Raw genomic sequence first — 17,554 nt, forward strand, 5'->3', positions numbered from 1 at the left:
ATGTTACGTATTGCCGACAAAACGTTTGATTCGCATCTGTTCACCGGCACCGGAAAGTTTGCTTCATCGCAGCTGATGGTCGAGGCGATTCGCGCCTCCGGCAGCCAACTGGTAACGCTGGCCATGAAGCGCGTGGATTTGCGTCAGCACAACGATGCCATTCTGGCGCCGCTGGTAGAAGCTGGTGTGACGCTGTTGCCCAACACTTCGGGGGCAAAAACCGCTGAAGAGGCGATTTTTGCTGCCCAGTTAGCGCGTGAAGCGCTGGGCACAAACTGGCTGAAATTAGAAATCCATCCGGACGCCCGCTGGCTGTTACCCGATCCAATCGAAACATTGAAAGCCGCAGAAGTACTGGTGAAAAAGGGCTTCGTGGTACTGCCTTACTGTGGCGCAGATCCGGTGCTGTGCAAACGACTGGAAGAAGTAGGCTGTTCTGCAGTCATGCCGCTCGGCGCGCCCATCGGTTCTAATCAGGGGCTGGAAACCAAAGCGATGTTGGAGATTATTATCCAACAGGCGACCGTGCCGGTGGTGGTTGATGCAGGCATCGGCGTCCCCAGCCACGCCACGCAGGCGCTGGAAATGGGCGCCGACGCGGTGCTGGTCAATACGGCAATCGCGGTAGCCGACAGCCCGGTGATGATGGCAACCGCCTTCCGCCTGGCCGTTGAAGCTGGCTTGCTGGCACGCCAGGCGGTACCAGGAAGCAAAAGTTCGCAGGCAAGTCCCACCAGCCCGTTAACCGGATTCCTGGAGGCCTTCGCATGAAAACGTTCAGCGACCGCTGGCGACAGCTGGACTGGGATGACATCCGCCTGCGTATCAACGGTAAAACCGCCGCTGACGTGGAGCGCGCCCTCAACGCTTCGCATCTTAGTCGCGACGATCTGATGGCATTGCTCTCTCCTGCCGCCGCCGATTATCTGGAGCCGCTGGCGCAGCGGGCGCAGAAGCTCACCCGTCAGCGTTTTGGTAACACGGTGAGCTTTTACGTGCCGTTGTATCTCTCCAACCTTTGCGCCAACGACTGCACCTACTGCGGTTTTTCGATGAGCAACCGTATCAAACGCAAAACGCTGGACGAAGATGAGATAACACGGGAGTGTGCGGCTATCCGTGAGCTGGGTTTTGAGCATCTGCTGCTGGTCACCGGTGAACATCAGGCAAAAGTGGGGATGGATTACTTTCGTCGCCATTTGCCTGCCATTCGCCGCCAGTTCGCCTCTTTACAGATGGAGGTACAGCCGTTGTCAGAGGCTGAATATGCAGAGCTGAAGACGCTGGGGCTGGATGGCGTGATGGTGTATCAGGAGAGCTACCATGAGGCAACTTACGCTCGTCACCATTTAAAAGGGAAAAAGCAGGATTTCTTCTGGCGCCTGGAAACGCCGGACAGGCTGGGCCGCGCAGGGATCGACAAAATCGGTCTTGGCGCGTTGATTGGTTTGTCCGACAGCTGGCGGGTTGATTGCTATATGGTGGCTGAACATCTGCTATGGATGCAGCAGCATTACTGGCAGAGCCGTTACTCTATCTCCTTCCCTCGCCTGCGCCCATGCACCGGAGGCGTTGAGCCTGCATCGATCATGGATGAGCGACAGTTGGTCCAGACCATTTGCGCGTTTCGTTTACTGGCACCAGAAATTGAGCTGTCGCTCTCCACCCGCGAATCGCCATGGTTTCGTGACCATGTGATCCCGTTGGCGATCAACAACGTCAGCGCCTTCTCAAAAACCCAGCCCGGTGGTTATGCCGATAACCACCCCGAACTGGAACAGTTCTCCCCGCACGACGATCGTCGCCCAGAAGCCGTTGCTGAAGCACTCATTGCCCAGGGTTTACAGCCCGTGTGGAAAGACTGGGACAGCTATCTGGGGCGCGCTTCACAGGTACCGTAGGTCAGGAGCAATCGCATAAACAAAAAAACCCGCTTTCGCGGGTTTTTTCTTCACTGGCACTTAACTGCTCGGGCTCTGGCCTTCATCGCTATCGTAAGCGCTCGTGAAATTATCGGCGATTACAGCGCGACAACGTTAACAGCAGACGGGCCTTTAGCGCCATTCTCCACGGAGAACTCCACCTTTTGACCTTCGTCTAACGTTTTAAAATCGTTATTCTGGATAGCGGAGAAATGTACAAACACATCCTTGCTACCGTCCTGAGGAGTGATAAAGCCGAAGCCTTTATCAGAGTTAAACCATTTTACTAAACCAGTCATTTTGTTAGACATAGATACTTCCTTTCATGTTTTTGAGCCGCTTGTGCAGCGAAGATGGCCTGTTTTGCAGAAATTAACTTATGGGGCACTTAGGGAGGAGGCTCATGAAGAAGAGTATCTGAGGATAACGCTTGAACTGAGAACTGCTTTACTAAAACTGCTTGCATAAGGTCTGTGTTCCAAACCGATGCCGCTATAGTAGACCTACTTCTAATCATTAAGCAAGCATTAATTTTTTTAATACCCACTGAGTGATGCAATGTTGAACCATCGCGGCTAAGCATCCTGGATAACAGCTTGATCTACAATGAACAAAAGCCCCGACTATTGCAGTCAGGGCTTTACGTTACTACACACTTCAAATTTAACATTAATAAACTTAACGATTTAATACTGCTGATGGTACTACTTTAAAATGTACACGTTTACTATAGATAATATTGGATATTGATACTAACTAAAGCTTTCCTCTATTTACCGTTAAACACATTCCACCCGCTTGATAATAGAACTCAAGGCTGGTGACCTAAACAAGTACACTTCCCCTCGCGACATATACTCTTTGATGCGTTGCCTTATTTCCCTTGTGATAACCAGAAAAGCAGAAATCACAAACATTTACTATAAAATCATGGCGTTACATCGTCGCGCTTTACTGACTTTTTGCGATTAGATATATCAACTACGTGGCCTGAAAGCATTGTCGAAGTGAAAAAATAGCGTTTTCAGCATCGACTATCCCATACAAAAAATACTTCGTGGCCTTTATCGCAAACCCCAATCAAGCTCTACTAACACTTACTACGTTAACAGCAAACTACAATTTCTCCGCTGTTAAGTATTAACATACGGGTTTAAAAAACGCTGTCAATACTGTTTTTTATAACATGTCTTTATTGACAGTAATTATATATTCCAGCATGTGATAAGCGAGTCAAAAAGCCGCTGGCCCTGGTCCAGATCGCAGGGTTCTGCCTCTTTTTGTAACCGGTTTCAGAAAAAGCGGCTTTCTTTGTGATGCCTTGCACACAATCGTTGCAAAGCAGTTGTTGCTATAGCTGGCTCGCGATAATTATCAACTCACACATGTTGATCGAGACTGCTTATGAAAAACATCGTTTTATGCTGTGCCGCCGGAATGTCCACCAGCATGCTGGTGCAAAGGATGAAAGATGCCGCCCAGAAAAAAGGCGTCGACGTCACTATCAAAGCCGTCCCGGTGGCCGAGTTTGAAGAGAATATCGCTACAGCGGATATCGTTTTGCTCGGTCCACAGGTTAAGTATGAACAGGCCAAGCTACAGGCGATCGCCGACCCACTAGGCAAAAAGGTCGCCGTTATCGACATGATGGATTACGGCATGATGAAAGGCGATGCGGTACTGGATAAGGCGCTGAAACTACTGGAGTGATGGTATGGAAGAGTTAGAAACGATCATCATGGAGTTATTGGTAAACGCTGGCGCTGCACGCAGCCAGGCCCTGACGGCATTGCAACTGGCGCGTAAAGGTGATTTCTCCGGTGCAGAACAAGCGATGACGGAATCACGCGAGTACGTCAAACAAGCACATAAAATCCAGACCCAGCTGATCGGTATTGACGAGGGCACCGGCAAACTACCGGTTAATCTCATCACCGTCCATTCGCAGGACCACCTGATGAATGCCATGGTGATTCAGGATCTGGCCGGCGATATGATTGAGCTTTATCGGCGGTTACCACCGATAAATTAATGACACTGCCTGATGGCTTCGTAGACCTGATAAGCGCCATCAGAAATAACATAGACATAAAAAAACCCGCCGAAGCGGGTTTTTTATTATGGTCGGCAACGATTAATCGTTGTCAGAACCGCCCAGGCCTGCGTTCAGCAGTTCTGCCAGGCTAGCAGACGCATCTTCAGCAGTTACCTGCGGTGCAGCTGGCAGTTCGCCCGCTGCGCGACGGCGCATACGATCCTGGTGGTACGCATAACCAGTACCTGCCGGGATCAGACGACCCACGATGACGTTCTCTTTCAGACCGCGCAGTTCATCACGTTTACCTGCAACAGCTGCTTCGGTCAGGACACGCGTGGTTTCCTGGAACGATGCTGCAGAGATGAAGGACTCGGTTGCCAGAGACGCTTTGGTGATACCCAGCAGATCGCGGGAGAACGTTGCACCCACTTTGCCGTTCGCTTCCAGCTCGCGGTTTGCGATCTTGACGCGGGAGTATTCAACCTGCTCGCCTTCCAGGAAGTCGGAGCTACCAGCGCTTTCGATGGTGGCTTTACGCAGCATCTGACGAACGATAACTTCGATGTGTTTATCGTTAATCTTAACACCCTGCAGACGGTATACGTCCTGAACTTCGTTAACGATGTAACGAGTTACAGCATGCACACCACGCAGACGCAGGATGTCGTGCGGCGCTTCCGGACCGTCGGAAACCACGTCACCACGTTCTACACGTTCACCTTCGAACACGTTGAGCTGACGCCATTTCGGAATCATCTCTTCGTACGGTTCGCTACCGTCTACCGGGGTGATAACCAGACGACGTTTACCTTTGGTTTCTTTACCGAAGGAAATGATGCCGCTGATTTCAGCCAGGATTGCCGGCTCTTTCGGACGACGTGCTTCGAACAGGTCCGCAACGCGCGGCAGACCACCGGTGATATCCTTGGTACCGCCGGATTCCTGCGGAACACGCGCCAGGGTGTCACCAGAGCTGATCTGTACGCCATCTTCCAGCTGAACAATCGCTTTACCCGGCAGGAAGTACTGAGCAGGCATATCGGTGCCTGGGATCAGAACGTCGTTGCCCTGAGCATCAACAATTTTCAGTGCCGGACGCAGGTCTTTACCACCCGCAGTACGCTCTGCAGAATCCAGAACCACCAGAGAAGACAGACCGGTCAGCTCGTCAGTCTGACGAGTAATGGTCTGGCCATCGATCATGTCAGTGAAGCGGACAAAACCACTCACTTCGGTGATAACTGGCATGGTGTGCGGATCCCAGTTTGCTACGGTTTCGCCGCCAGCAACCTGTTCGCCATCACCTTTCGCCATAACGGAGCCGTAAGGCACTTTATAGCTTTCTTTGGTACGGCCGAATTCGTCGATCAGTTTCAGTTCGGTGTTACGTGAGGTGATAACCAGTTTACCGCTGGAGTTCACAACCGACTTCGCGTTGCTCAGACGGATGCTACCTTTGTTTTTCACCTGGATGCTGGATTCAGCAGCCGCACGAGATGCCGCACCACCGATGTGGAACGTACGCATCGTCAGCTGTGTACCCGGTTCACCGATGGACTGTGCCGCGATAACGCCGATTGCTTCACCTTTGTTGATGATGTGGCCACGCGCCAGGTCACGACCATAGCAGTGCGCACATACACCAAAGTCGGTGTCACAAGATACAACGGAACGGACTTTAACGGAGTCAACGGAGTTCTCTTCCAGCAGATCACACCACTGTTCGTGCAGCAGCGTGTTGCGTGGAACCAGAATATCCGCCGTACCCGGCTTCAGAACGTCTTCAGCAGTTACACGACCCAGAACGCGATCGCGCAGCGGCTCTTTAACGTCACCACCCTCGATAACCGGGGTCATGGTGATGCCTTCCAGAGTGCCGCAATCGTCTTCAGTAACAACCAGGTCCTGCGCGACGTCAACCAGACGACGCGTCAGATAACCGGAGTTCGCTGTTTTCAGTGCGGTATCCGCCAGACCTTTACGAGCACCGTGAGTAGAGATGAAGTACTGGAGTACGTTCAGACCTTCACGGAAGTTCGCGGTGATTGGCGTTTCGATGATGGAGCCATCTGGCTTCGCCATCAGACCACGCATACCGGCCAGCTGACGAATCTGTGCTGCAGAACCACGCGCACCGGAGTCGGCCATCATGTAGATGCTGTTGAAGGAAACCTGCTGCTCTTCTACGCCGTCACGGTTAATAACGGTTTCGGTTTGCAGGTTATCCATCATCGCTTTGGATACACGATCGTTCGCCGCAGCCCAGATATCGATAACTTTGTTATAGCGTTCGCCTGCGGTTACCAGACCAGACTGGAACTGCTCCTGGATCTCAGCAACTTCAGCTTCCGCTTCAGAGATGATCTCGTGTTTCTTCTCTGGGATGACCATGTCATCAATACCAACAGATGCACCTGAACGCGCTGCATATGCAAAGCCGGTGTACATTGTCTGGTCAGCGAAGATAACGGTCGGCTTCAGGCCCAGAATGCGGTAACAGGTGTTCAGCATTTTGGAGATAGCTTTCTTGCCCAGCGCCTGGTTGACGATGGAGAAAGGCAGACCTTTCGGTACGATCATCCACAGAATAGCACGGCCAACGGTCGTGTCTTTCAGGCTGGTTTTCGCAACGAATTCGCCGTTTTCATCTTTTTCATATTCGGTGATACGCACTTTAACGCGCGCATGCAGAGAGGCCAGACCTGCGCGATAGATACGCTCAGCTTCTTTCGGGCCAGTCAGCACCATGCCTTCGCCTTTGGCGTTAACACAGTCACGGGTCATGTAGTACAGACCCAATACAACGTCCTGAGACGGAACGATGATAGGTTCGCCGTTCGCCGGAGACAGGATGTTGTTGGTAGACATCATCAGCGCACGCGCTTCGAGCTGGGCTTCCAGCGTCAGCGGTACGTGAACAGCCATCTGGTCACCATCGAAGTCGGCGTTATATGCCGCACAAACCAGCGGGTGCAGCTGGATAGCTTTACCTTCGATCAGTACCGGTTCAAATGCCTGGATACCCAGACGGTGCAGTGTTGGTGCACGGTTCAGCAGTACCGGGTGTTCGCGGATAACTTCGTCCAGGATATCCCAAACGACAGCTTCTTCACGCTCAACCATTTTCTTAGCGGCTTTGATGGTGGTGGCCAAGCCACGCAGTTCCAGCTTGCCGTAGATGAACGGTTTGAACAGTTCCAGTGCCATTTTCTTCGGCAGACCGCACTGATGCAGACGCAGGTATGGACCTACGGTGATTACAGAACGACCGGAGTAGTCAACACGCTTACCGAGCAGGTTCTGACGGAAACGACCCTGCTTACCTTTGATCATGTCGGCCAAAGATTTCAGAGGACGTTTGTTAGAACCGGTGATCGCACGACCGCGACGACCGTTATCCAGCAGGGCGTCAACCGCTTCCTGCAGCATACGTTTTTCGTTGCGTACGATGATGTCCGGCGCAGCCAGATCCAGCAGACGCTTCAGACGGTTGTTACGGTTGATAACGCGACGATACAGATCGTTCAGATCCGATGTTGCGAAACGACCACCATCCAGCGGAACCAGCGGACGCAGATCTGGCGGCAGAACCGGCAGAACGGTCAGGATCATCCACTCTGGCTTGTTGCCAGACTGTACGAAGGCTTCCAGCAGTTTGATACGCTTGGTCAGCTTCTTACGCTTGGTTTCGGAGTTGGTTTCGTTCAGCTCTTCGCGCAGAGTTTCACACTCTTGCTCCAGATCCATGCTCTTCAGCAGGGCCTGAATAGCTTCCGCACCCATCTTCGCGTCGAATTCGTCACCGAACTCTTCCAGCGCGTCCAGATACTGCTCTTCAGTCAGAATCTGTTGACGTTCCAGGTTAGTCATACCGCCTTCGATAACAACATAGGATTCGAAGTACAGTACACGTTCGATATCGCGCAGCGGCATATCGAGCAGCAAACCGATACGGGACGGCAGAGATTTCAGGAACCAGATGTGAGCGGTCGGAGACGCCAGCTCGATGTGGCCCATACGCTCACGGCGTACTTTGGTCTGGGTCACTTCAACGCCGCACTTCTCACAGATCACACCACGGTGTTTCAGGCGCTTGTACTTACCGCACAGGCACTCGTAGTCTTTTACCGGCCCAAAGATACGGGCGCAGAAAAGGCCGTCACGTTCAGGTTTGAACGTACGGTAGTTAATGGTTTCCGGCTTCTTAACTTCACCGAAAGACCATGAACGGATCATGTCTGGCGAGGCCAGAGCAATTTTGATCGCATCAAACTCTTCGGTTTTAGTCTGCGCTTTCAGAAACTTTAATAAATCTTTCACGGATTTGCTCCCGTCGGAGTTAGCACAATCTGGCGCTGGCTGTTACGCCAGCACCAGTGACCTGTTTGATCGAGAGTTACTCGTCTTCCAGCTCGATGTTGATACCCAGCGAACGAATCTCTTTCAACAGTACGTTGAAGGATTCCGGCATGCCTGGTTCCATCTGATGGTTGCCGTCCACGATGTTTTTATACATCTTAGTACGACCGTTCACGTCATCAGACTTAACGGTGAGCATTTCCTGCAGGGTGTATGCTGCGCCATATGCTTCCAGCGCCCACACTTCCATCTCCCCGAAGCGCTGACCACCGAACTGCGCCTTACCACCCAGCGGCTGCTGAGTAACCAGGCTGTAAGAACCGGTAGAACGCGCATGCATCTTGTCATCAACCAAGTGGTTCAGTTTCAGCATGTACATATAGCCAACGGTAACCTGGCGCTCGAACTGCTCACCGGTACGACCGTCGAACAGTGTGATCTGACCGGAAGTCGGCAGGCCACCCAGCTGTAACAGTTCCTTGATTTCAGACTCTTTCGCACCGTCGAATACCGGCGTTGCGATCGGCATACCTTTTTTCAGGTTTTCAGCCAGACGCAGAACTTCTTCATCGCTGAAGGTATTCAGGTCAACTTTCTGACGAACATCTGAACCCAGATCGTAAGCACGCTGGATGAATTCGCGCAGTTTCGCGACTTCCTGCTGCTGTTTCAGCATGGCGTTGATCTTATCGCCGATACCTTTTGCAGCCATACCCAGGTGGGTTTCAAGGATCTGACCGATGTTCATACGCGATGGTACGCCCAGCGGGTTCAGTACGATATCTACCGGCGTACCGTTAGCATCGTGTGGCATATCTTCGATCGGGTTGATCTTAGAGATTACACCCTTGTTACCGTGACGACCTGCCATCTTATCACCAGGCTGGATCCGACGTTTAACCGCCAGATACACCTTAACAATCTTCAGCACGCCCGGTGCCAGATCGTCGCCCTGAGTGATTTTACGGCGTTTCGCTTCGAGTTTTTTCTCGAATTCGTGTTTCAGTTCGTCGTACTGCTCAGCCAGTTGTTCCAGCTGATTCTGTTTCTCTTCGTCGGTCAGGCCGAGTTCTAACCAGCGGTCGCGCGGCAGTTTGTCGAGCTTCTCAGCTTCAACACCACCGGAAACCAGCACAGCGTAGATACGGCTGAACAGGCCAGCTTCGAGGATCTGCAGTTCTTCAGACAGGTCTTTTTTCGCCTGCTTCAGCTGCATCTCTTCGATTTCCAGCGCACGTTTGTCTTTTTCTACGCCATCGCGAGTAAAGACCTGAACGTCGATAATCGTACCGGAAACACCGTTTGGCACGCGCAGAGAAGAGTCTTTAACGTCAGACGCTTTCTCACCGAAGATCGCACGCAGCAGCTTCTCTTCTGGCGTCAGCTGGGTTTCACCTTTCGGTGTTACCTTACCAACCAGAATGTCGCCACCGGTCACTTCCGCACCGATATAAACGATACCGGATTCATCCAGTTTGGAGAGCGCAGCTTCACCCACGTTCGGGATGTCAGCGGTGATCTCTTCTGGCCCCAGCTTGGTGTCACGGGACACACATGCCAGTTCCTGAATATGGATGGTGGTGAAACGGTCTTCCTGGACAACACGCTCGGATACGAGGATGGAGTCTTCGAAGTTGTAACCATTCCATGGCATGAATGCCACGCGCATGTTCTGACCCAGCGCCAGTTCACCGAGGTCGGTGGACGGACCGTCTGCCAGCACATCACCACGTTCAACCGGCTCGCCCAGAGATACGCAAGGCATCTGGTTGATGCAGGTGTTCTGGTTAGAACGGGTGTATTTGGTCAGGTTATAAATGTCGATACCTGCTTCGCCCGGGTACATCTCGTCTTCGTTAACTTTGATAACGATACGGGAAGCATCCACGTACTGAACAGTACCGCCACGTTTAGCAACTGCAGTAACACCGGAGTCAACGGCAACAGCACGTTCCATACCGGTACCAACCAGCGGCTTATCAGCGCGCAGAGTCGGGACCGCCTGACGTTGCATGTTCGCACCCATCAATGCACGGTTGGCGTCATCGTGTTCCAGGAACGGGATCAGGGACGCACCGACGGATACCACCTGCTGGGTGGATACGTCCATGTAGTCAACCTGGTCGCGGCTGAACAAGCTGGATTCGCCTTTGCTACGGCAGGTAACCAGATCTTCTACAAAGTGGCCTTCGTCATCCAGGTTGGAGTTCGCCTGAGCGATAACGTAGTTGCCTTCTTCGATAGCAGACAGGTAATGAATTTCGTCAGTTACAACACCGTCGGTCACTTTACGGTACGGAGTCTCGAGGAAGCCGTATTCGTTAGTCTGTGCATACACGGACAGGGAGTTGATCAGACCGATGTTCGGACCTTCAGGTGTTTCGATTGGACATACGCGACCGTAGTGAGTCGGGTGTACGTCTCGAACTTCGAAGCCTGCGCGTTCACGGGTCAGACCGCCTGGGCCGAGTGCGGAGATACGACGTTTGTGCGTAATCTCAGACAGCGGGTTGTTCTGGTCCATAAACTGAGACAGCTGGCTGGAACCAAAGAACTCTTTCACTGCTGCAGAAATCGGCTTGGCGTTGATCATATCCTGAGGCATCAGGGTATCCAGATCGCCCAGAGACAGACGCTCTTTCACCGCACGCTCAACACGTACCAGGCCAACACGGAACTGGTTTTCCGCCATTTCGCCTACGGAACGGATACGACGGTTGCCGAGGTGGTCGATATCATCGACTTCGCCTTTACCGTTACGGATATCGATGAGCTTCTTCATCACTTCGATGATGTCGTCTTTGCTCAGGATACCGGAACCTTCGATTTCGTCGCGCAGCAGAGAACGGTTGAACTTCATACGACCAACCGCAGACAGGTCATAGCGGTCTTCGGAGAAGAACAGGTTCTCGAACAGGCTTTCAGCAGCTTCACGAGTCGGCGGCTCACCAGGACGCATCATACGGTAGATTTCTACCAGTGCGCTCAGACGATCGTTGGTTGGGTCAACACGTACAGTTTCAGAAATGTACGGACCGTGATCCAGATCGTTAGTGAACAGCGTTTCGATACGCTTGTGACCAGACTGGCTCAGCTTAGCCAGCAGATCCAGGCTCAGCTCCATGTTAGCTGCGCAGATCAGCTCGCCAGTAGATTCGTCAACGTAGTCTTTAGCCGCAACTTTACCAGCAATGTATTCAACCGGAACTTCGATATGTTTGATATCGTCTTTTTCCAGTTGGCGAATGTGGCGCGCAGTGATGCGACGGCCTTTTTCGACGTAGACTTTGCCGTTAGCTTCAATGTCAAAGGAGGCGGTTTCACCACGCAGGCGTTCCGGCACCAGTTCCATCTGCAGCTTGTTGTCGCGAATTTCGAAAACAACTTTTTCAAAGAACAGGTCAAGGATCTGCTCAGTGGTGTAGTTCAGTGCACGCAGAATAATGGTCGCAGGCAGTTTACGGCGACGGTCAATACGTACGAACAGGTTGTCCTTCGGATCGAATTCGAAGTCCAGCCAGGAACCACGGTAAGGGATGATGCGCGCGTTATACAGCACTTTACCCGAAGAGTGGGTTTTACCTTTGTCGGAGTCAAAGAAGACGCCAGGACTACGGTGCAGCTGAGAAACGATAACACGCTCAGTACCATTGATTACAAAGGTACCGTTGTCAGTCATGAGCGGAATTTCGCCCATGTAGACTTCTTGTTCTTTAATGTCTTTTACGGTGCCTTCCGGCGCTTCGCGCTCGTAGATCACCAGACGCAGTTTTACACGCAGCGGTGCGGAATAGGTCACGCCACGGATCTGACATTCCTGAACGTCAAACACCGGTTCGCCAAGGCGGTAGCTGACGTATTGCAGCTCGGAATTACCGCTGTAGCTCTGAATCGGGAAAACGGAACGGAAAGCTGCTTCCAGACCATACTGCCCTTCAGGATCTTGCTCGATGAACTTCTGAAACGAGTCAAGCTGGATAGAAAGGAGATAAGGTATGTCCAACACTTGTGGACGTTTACCAAAATCCTTACGAATACGTTTTTTCTCGGTATAGGAGTAAACCATTAGGGTTCCTCAGCTCGCTGACAAGTCGACCCATCTGTCCGACGAAGGGACAGTTTGTGCAACACTATTTTGTTGACCGGAAAATCGAATACTTTCCGCAATGCCTGTTGCTATCACGCTTAAACCATTTCATTGCGATTTACACAGAACTGATGCTCTGTCGCAGTATATTAAGACGTCGATAGAAACAAGCATTGAAAGGCACAGCAGTAGTCAAACAGTGTGAAATGCTACTGGCGCCTTACAGCGCAAAAAGGCTGGTGACTAAAAAGTCACCAGCCATCAGCCTAATTTCTTAGGCTGCAACCAGAAAAGTTGGCTTATTTAACTTCAACTTCAGCGCCAGCTTCTTCCAGAGATTTTTTCAGTGCTTCTGCGTCGTCTTTGCTGATGCCTTCTTTCAGGGCAGCCGGAGCAGATTCTACCAGGTCTTTAGCTTCTTTCAGACCCAGGCCAGTTGCGCCACGTACTGCTTTGATTACAGCAACTTTGTTAGCGCCAGCAGCTTTCAGAATTACGTCGAATTCAGTTTTTTCTTCAGCAGCTTCAGCCGGGCCAGCAGCTACAGCTACAGCAGCAGCAGCGGAAACACCGAATTTTTCTTCCATTGCAGAGATCAGTTCTACAACGTCCATTACGGACATAGCGGATACTGCTTCAATGATTTGATCTTTAGTGATAGACATTTAAATTGTTCCTGAAAATCAGAATAAGTTTATACGTAAGCAGAAGCTTGAGAAAGATAACTGCGATTAAGCAGCTTCTTTCGCATCGCGTACAGCAGCCAGAGTACGAACCAGTTTGCCAGCCGAAGCTTCTTTCATGGTTGCCATCAGGCGTGCAATTGCTTCTTCGTAGGTCGGCAGAGTTGCCAGGCGATCGATTTGCGATGCCGGGATCAATTCACCTTCAAAGGCTGCGGCTTTGACCTCAAATTTTGCATTCGCTTTCGCGAACTCTTTGAACAGACGAGCAGCAGCGCCCGGGTGTTCCATAGAGTATGCAATCAGGGTCGGACCAACAAACGTGTCTTTCAGGCACTCGAACTGAGTACCTTCAACGACGCGGCGCAGCAGGGTGTTACGAACAACACGCATGTATACGCCAGCTTCACGACCTGCTTTACGCAGTTCAGTCATTTTATCTACAGTTACGCCACGGGAATCCGCAACTACTGCAGACAGCGCGCCTTTGGCTACTTCGCTGACTTCAGCAACAATCGCTTGTTTGTCTTGAAGATTTAAAGCCATTAGCTTTGCTCCTGGATGTTTGCCGGAACTCATGTTCCGGAACTCACTTCACTCTCCCCAACGGAAAGAGCGTCTAAATACGGTGAGCAGAAACAAGCCAGAGTATCAGAAATAATCTTAGCGTTCTGTCACCGTCTACGCAGGGCATTAAGTTTCTTACGAAACACCTGCGGTCTTCGACGGAGGCCTGGATAGGCCAGGCTCCAACGAACAAATCTTGTCTATCTGTCGCTATTCAATCTGTGACGGCGTTGACTGCCTTCGTTCACACCAGTCACATAGTTAACTATGCTCCTGGCGATTCACTCAGTTGTCGCCTTGCCACAGCCTGAATATCTCGGATATACGTCTGCAATTAGCAGAAACGTGGGGGTAAGATTGTAGACAAAATCACCGCCCACGTAAAGGCGAATATTAGTTCGCCACAGTCGCAGTCAGACCGGACTGATCAACGGCAACACCAGCACCCATGGTGGTGGAGATGCTAACTTTCTTGATGTACACGCCTTTAGCCTGAGTCGGTTTCGCTTTTTTCAGCGCAACCAGCAGAGATTCCAGGTTTTCTTTCAGTTTGTCAGCGTCAAAATCCACTTTACCGATGGTGGTGTGGATGATGCCGTTTTTGTCGTTACGGTAACGAACCTGACCTGCTTTAGCGTTCTTAACTGCTTCAGCAACGTTAGGGGTTACAGTACCAACTTTCGGGTTTGGCATCAGGCCGCGCGGACCCAGAACCTGACCCAGCTGGCCAACAACGCGCATTGCATCCGGGGAAGCAATAACAACGTCAAAGTTCATTTCGCCTTTCTTGATCTGGTCAGCCAGATCTTCCATACCTACCAGCTCAGCGCCTGCAGCTTTAGCAGCTTCAGCGTTTGCGCCCTGGGCAAATACGGCTACGCGAACGGAACGGCCAGTACCGTGCGGCAGTACAGTTGCACCACGTACGTTCTGGTCAGATTTACGAGCGTCGATGCCGAGGTTAACGGCAACGTCTACGCTTTCTACGAATTTAGCAGTGGCCAGCTCTTTCAGCAGAGCAATAGCTTCGTTGATGTCGTACTGTTTAGTTGCATCAACTTTGTCACGGATCACGCGCATACGCTTGGTCAGTTTAGCCATTTCTTAGTCCTCCACTACCAGGCCCATGGAACGTGCAGTACCTTCAATGGAGCGAGTCATCGCTTCAATGTCGGAACCAGTCATGTCGGCAGCTTTGGTCTGCGCGATTTCCTGCAGCTGAGCGCGGGAAATTTTACCCACTTTGTCTTTGTTCGGCTTGCCGGAACCAGACTTGATACCAGCCGCTTTCTTCAGCAGAACTGCTGCCGGAGGCGTTTTGGTAACGAAAGTGAAAGAACGGTCAGCGTAAACGGTGATAACAACCGGGATCGGCAGACCTTTTTCCATGGAATCAGTTTTTGCGTTGAACGCTTTGCAGAATTCCATGATGTTCACGCCTTGTTGACCCAGTGCTGGACCTACCGGCGGACTCGGGTTAGCCATACCAGCTGCAACCTGCAGCTTGACGTAGGCCTGGACTTTCTTAGCCATTCTAAATTCCTCTAGTTGGGTTATAGCGCCTCAAGGAGGCTCCCCGTGATTAAATTCGTTTTACGGACAGGGCCCATAAAAACAAAAGGCGCGAAATTGTATTCCAATCTCGCGCCTTGTGCAACGATTAAATCGCCGCTTTTTTGATCGCTGTTTAGGCTTTTTCTACCTGGGCAAAGTCCAGTTCTACCGGGGTCGCACGACCGAAGATAGAAACAGAGACTTTCAGGCGGGACTTCTCGTAGTCCACTTCTTCAACCACGCCGTTAAAGTCAGCAAATGGACCGTCACTAACGCGAACCATTTCACCTGGCTCAAACATCGTTTTCGGACGCGGTTTATCGCCAACCTGCTGCAGACGGTTCATGATCGCATCAACTTCTTTGTCGCTGATCGGCGCCGGACGGTCAGATGTACCGCCGATAAAGCCCATCACACGCGGCACGCTGCGCACCAGGTGCCAGCTTGCGTCATTCATCACCATCTGGACCAGTACATAGCCCGGGAAGAATTTACGTTCGCTCTTGCGACGCTGGCCACCACGGATTTCGACCACTTCTTCGGTCGGCACCATGACTTCGCCAAACAGCTCTTCCATATTTTGTAACTTGATATATTCGCGCAGCGACGTGGCTACGCGGCCTTCAAAACCGGAAAACGCCTGAACGACGTACCAGCGCTTTTTAGGGGCTTCAGACATCTTAGAACCTCAGGCCAGTGATAAAGGATACCAGGCGAACCAGAATACCATCCAGTCCCCACAGGATCAGTGACATTACTGCGGTAACCGCAGCCACAATTAATGTGGTGTGCAATGTTTCCTGGCGAGTTGGCCAAATGACCTTACGGACTTCGGTTCTCGCTTCACGGGCAAAAGCAACGGTCGCTTTACCTTTTGTTGTCAACAGCGCGACACCACCCGCTGCGGCAATCAGAATCACTACGGCCAGCGCACGCAGCGGCAGCATCATGTCACGATAGAGGTAGTTGCCAACGATAGCTACAAGCAGCAATACAGCGACAACAACCCACTTCATCGCTTCCAGGCCGCGCCCGCTTCCTTGAGCTTCGGTATTCGCACTCATAAACCAACCTGTCAGAAGTATTCTACAAACATTTTCACCCCGCGTAAGCGAGGCGATCCAAACCGAAATGCTCTGGTGCGTTTCGGACTAAACGCCCTCTTCAGAGCCTGTCTCAGCAATGATTATGACAAAAAAAATCACTGATGAGCCAGGTTCTGGTGTGAAAGCGTGCAAAAAGGGCATCAAATGATGCCCTTTTATTGCGCATTGCGTCAAATGTTATTCGGCAATTAGCTCATTACTTTGGCAACAACGCCCGCACCAACAGTACGGCCGCCTTCACGGATTGCGAAACGCAGACCGTCGTCCATCGCGATTGGGTGGATCAGGGTAACAACCATTTTGATGTTGTCGCCCGGCATTACCATCTCTACGCCTTCCGGCAGTTCGATGGTACCAGTCACGTCAGTAGTACGGAAGTAGAACTGCGGACGGTAGCCTTTGAAGAACGGAGTATGACGGCCGCCTTCGTCTTTGGACAGAATGTACACTTCAGATTCGAACTTGGTGTGCGGCTTGATAGAGCCCGGCTTAGCCAGTACCTGACCACGTTCGATTTCTTCACGTTTGATACCACGCAGCAGAACACCAACGTTCTCACCAGCACGGCCTTCGTCCAGCAGTTTGCGGAACATTTCAACGCCAGTACAGGTAGACTTAGCAGTCTCTTTGATACCAACGATTTCAACTTCTTCACCAACTTTGATGATACCGCGCTCTACACGACCGGTAACAACGGTACCACGACCGGAGATGGAGAATACGTCTTCGATAGGCAGCAGGAACGGCTTGTCAATCGCACGCTCTGGTTCTGGGATGTAAGAATCCAGGAAGCCAGCCAGTTCGATGATTTTCGCTTCCCACTCTGCTTCGCCTTCCAGCGCTTTCAGAGCAGAACCACGAACGATCGGAGTGTCGTCGCCCGGGAAATCGTACTGAGACAGAAGTTCACGAACTTCCATTTCTACCAGTTCCAGCAGCTCTTCGTCATCAACCATGTCGCATTTGTTCAGGAACACGATGATGTACGGAACGCCTACCTGACGACCCAGCAGGATGTGCTCACGAGTCTGCGGCATCGGGCCGTCAGTCGCAGCAACAACCAGGATCGCGCCGTCCATCTGCGCAGCACCGGTGATCATGTTTTTAACATAGTCGGCGTGGCCCGGGCAGTCTACGTGTGCGTAGTGGCGAGTCGGGGTGTCATATTCAACGTGAGAAGTGTTGATGGTGATACCACGAGCTTTTTCTTCCGGCGCGTTATCGATCTGGTCGAATGC

14 protein-coding genes are annotated in these 17,554 nt (G+C 51.7%); 4 read left to right on the forward strand and 10 right to left on the reverse strand.

Features of this window, described 5'->3' with window-relative positions; translation table 11 throughout:
• A complete protein-coding gene (thiG, locus tag OGY67_RS10920) occupies window positions 1-771 on the forward strand; it encodes a thiazole synthase (RefSeq protein WP_267439911.1) in 771 nt (256 codons plus the stop codon).
• Window positions 768-1,901, forward strand: coding sequence for a 2-iminoacetate synthase ThiH (gene thiH, locus OGY67_RS10925; RefSeq protein ID WP_250671520.1), 1,134 nt, complete (start codon window positions 768-770; stop codon window positions 1,899-1,901). The genes thiG and thiH overlap by 4 nt, the downstream gene beginning before the upstream one ends.
• Window positions 1,902-2,020: 119 nt before the next feature.
• Here the strand turns inward: thiH and cspE are convergent, their stop codons facing one another.
• A complete protein-coding gene (cspE, locus tag OGY67_RS10930) occupies window positions 2,021-2,233 on the reverse strand; it encodes a transcription antiterminator/RNA stability regulator CspE (RefSeq protein WP_286573956.1) in 213 nt (70 codons plus the stop codon).
• A gap of 1,093 nt (window positions 2,234-3,326) precedes the next feature.
• On the opposite strand from cspE, the gene OGY67_RS10935 reads away from it, so the two are divergent.
• Window positions 3,327-3,632 carry a PTS sugar transporter subunit IIB gene (locus OGY67_RS10935; protein WP_003033102.1) on the forward strand — a complete coding sequence of 102 codons (306 nt, stop codon included), beginning with the start codon at window positions 3,327-3,329 and terminating at the stop codon, window positions 3,630-3,632.
• 4 nt (window positions 3,633-3,636) lie between these two features.
• The gene (locus OGY67_RS10940; RefSeq protein ID WP_048215162.1) at window positions 3,637-3,954 is read left to right on the forward strand and encodes a PTS lactose/cellobiose transporter subunit IIA; all 318 of its coding nucleotides are present in this window, start codon (window positions 3,637-3,639) and stop codon (window positions 3,952-3,954) included.
• Window positions 3,955-4,056: 102 nt separating this feature from the next.
• Here the strand turns inward: OGY67_RS10940 and rpoC are convergent, their stop codons facing one another.
• The 9 genes from rpoC to tuf form a co-directional block, all read right to left on the reverse strand.
• A complete protein-coding gene (gene rpoC / locus OGY67_RS10945; RefSeq protein ID WP_003826919.1) occupies window positions 4,057-8,280 on the reverse strand; it encodes a DNA-directed RNA polymerase subunit beta' in 4,224 nt (1,407 codons plus the stop codon).
• 76 nt (window positions 8,281-8,356) lie between these two features.
• Window positions 8,357-12,385 carry a DNA-directed RNA polymerase subunit beta gene (gene rpoB, locus OGY67_RS10950; RefSeq protein ID WP_003033111.1) on the reverse strand — a complete coding sequence of 1,343 codons (4,029 nt, stop codon included), beginning with the start codon at window positions 12,383-12,385 and terminating at the stop codon, window positions 8,357-8,359.
• Window positions 12,386-12,705: 320 nt separating this feature from the next.
• Complete coding sequence (rplL, locus tag OGY67_RS10955) at window positions 12,706-13,071, reverse strand: 50S ribosomal protein L7/L12 (RefSeq protein ID WP_003033114.1); 366 nt, start codon at window positions 13,069-13,071, stop codon at window positions 12,706-12,708.
• A 66-nt stretch (window positions 13,072-13,137) separates the two neighbouring features.
• The gene (rplJ, locus tag OGY67_RS10960) at window positions 13,138-13,635 is read right to left on the reverse strand and encodes a 50S ribosomal protein L10 (protein ID WP_001207203.1); all 498 of its coding nucleotides are present in this window, start codon (window positions 13,633-13,635) and stop codon (window positions 13,138-13,140) included.
• Window positions 13,636-14,049: 414 nt separating this feature from the next.
• Window positions 14,050-14,757 (reverse strand): 50S ribosomal protein L1, encoded by a 708-nt coding sequence (rplA, locus tag OGY67_RS10965; RefSeq protein ID WP_003033119.1) that lies wholly within the window; start codon window positions 14,755-14,757, stop codon window positions 14,050-14,052.
• Window positions 14,758-14,760: 3 nt separating this feature from the next.
• A complete protein-coding gene (rplK, locus tag OGY67_RS10970; protein ID WP_003033122.1) occupies window positions 14,761-15,189 on the reverse strand; it encodes a 50S ribosomal protein L11 in 429 nt (142 codons plus the stop codon).
• A 154-nt stretch (window positions 15,190-15,343) separates the two neighbouring features.
• Window positions 15,344-15,889, reverse strand: coding sequence for a transcription termination/antitermination protein NusG (gene nusG, locus OGY67_RS10975; RefSeq protein WP_003033125.1), 546 nt, complete (start codon window positions 15,887-15,889; stop codon window positions 15,344-15,346).
• A 1-nt stretch (window position 15,890) separates the two neighbouring features.
• Window positions 15,891-16,274 carry a preprotein translocase subunit SecE gene (gene secE, locus OGY67_RS10980; RefSeq protein WP_003033128.1) on the reverse strand — a complete coding sequence of 128 codons (384 nt, stop codon included), beginning with the start codon at window positions 16,272-16,274 and terminating at the stop codon, window positions 15,891-15,893.
• 230 nt (window positions 16,275-16,504) lie between these two features.
• The coding region (gene tuf, locus OGY67_RS10985; protein WP_063942044.1) for an elongation factor Tu at window positions 16,505-17,554 on the reverse strand (1,050 nt) is incomplete at its 5' end.

Origin of the sequence: Citrobacter sp. Cpo015, from assembly GCF_030333035.1 — a bacterium.
GTDB lineage: Bacteria > Pseudomonadota > Gammaproteobacteria > Enterobacterales > Enterobacteriaceae > Citrobacter > Citrobacter portucalensis.

Excerpts from the sequence above, each read along its gene's own strand:
- cspE (WP_286573956.1), bottom strand. The coding sequence starts at position 2,233 with ATGTCTAACAAAATGACTGGTTTAGTAAAATGGTTTAACTCTGATAAA.
- rplK (WP_003033122.1), bottom strand. The coding sequence starts at position 15,189 with ATGGCTAAGAAAGTCCAGGCCTACGTCAAGCTGCAGGTTGCAGCTGGT.
- thiH (WP_250671520.1), top strand. The coding sequence starts at position 768 with ATGAAAACGTTCAGCGACCGCTGGCGACAGCTGGACTGGGATGACATC.
- OGY67_RS10935 (WP_003033102.1), top strand. The coding sequence starts at position 3,327 with ATGAAAAACATCGTTTTATGCTGTGCCGCCGGAATGTCCACCAGCATG.
- nusG (WP_003033125.1), bottom strand. The coding sequence starts at position 15,889 with ATGTCTGAAGCCCCTAAAAAGCGCTGGTACGTCGTTCAGGCGTTTTCC.
- rplL (WP_003033114.1), bottom strand. The coding sequence starts at position 13,071 with ATGTCTATCACTAAAGATCAAATCATTGAAGCAGTATCCGCTATGTCC.
- thiG (WP_267439911.1), top strand. The coding sequence starts at position 1 with ATGTTACGTATTGCCGACAAAACGTTTGATTCGCATCTGTTCACCGGC.
- rplJ (WP_001207203.1), bottom strand. The coding sequence starts at position 13,635 with ATGGCTTTAAATCTTCAAGACAAACAAGCGATTGTTGCTGAAGTCAGC.
- secE (WP_003033128.1), bottom strand. The coding sequence starts at position 16,274 with ATGAGTGCGAATACCGAAGCTCAAGGAAGCGGGCGCGGCCTGGAAGCG.
- rpoB (WP_003033111.1), bottom strand. The coding sequence starts at position 12,385 with ATGGTTTACTCCTATACCGAGAAAAAACGTATTCGTAAGGATTTTGGT.
- rplA (WP_003033119.1), bottom strand. The coding sequence starts at position 14,757 with ATGGCTAAACTGACCAAGCGTATGCGCGTGATCCGTGACAAAGTTGAT.
- OGY67_RS10940 (WP_048215162.1), top strand. The coding sequence starts at position 3,637 with ATGGAAGAGTTAGAAACGATCATCATGGAGTTATTGGTAAACGCTGGC.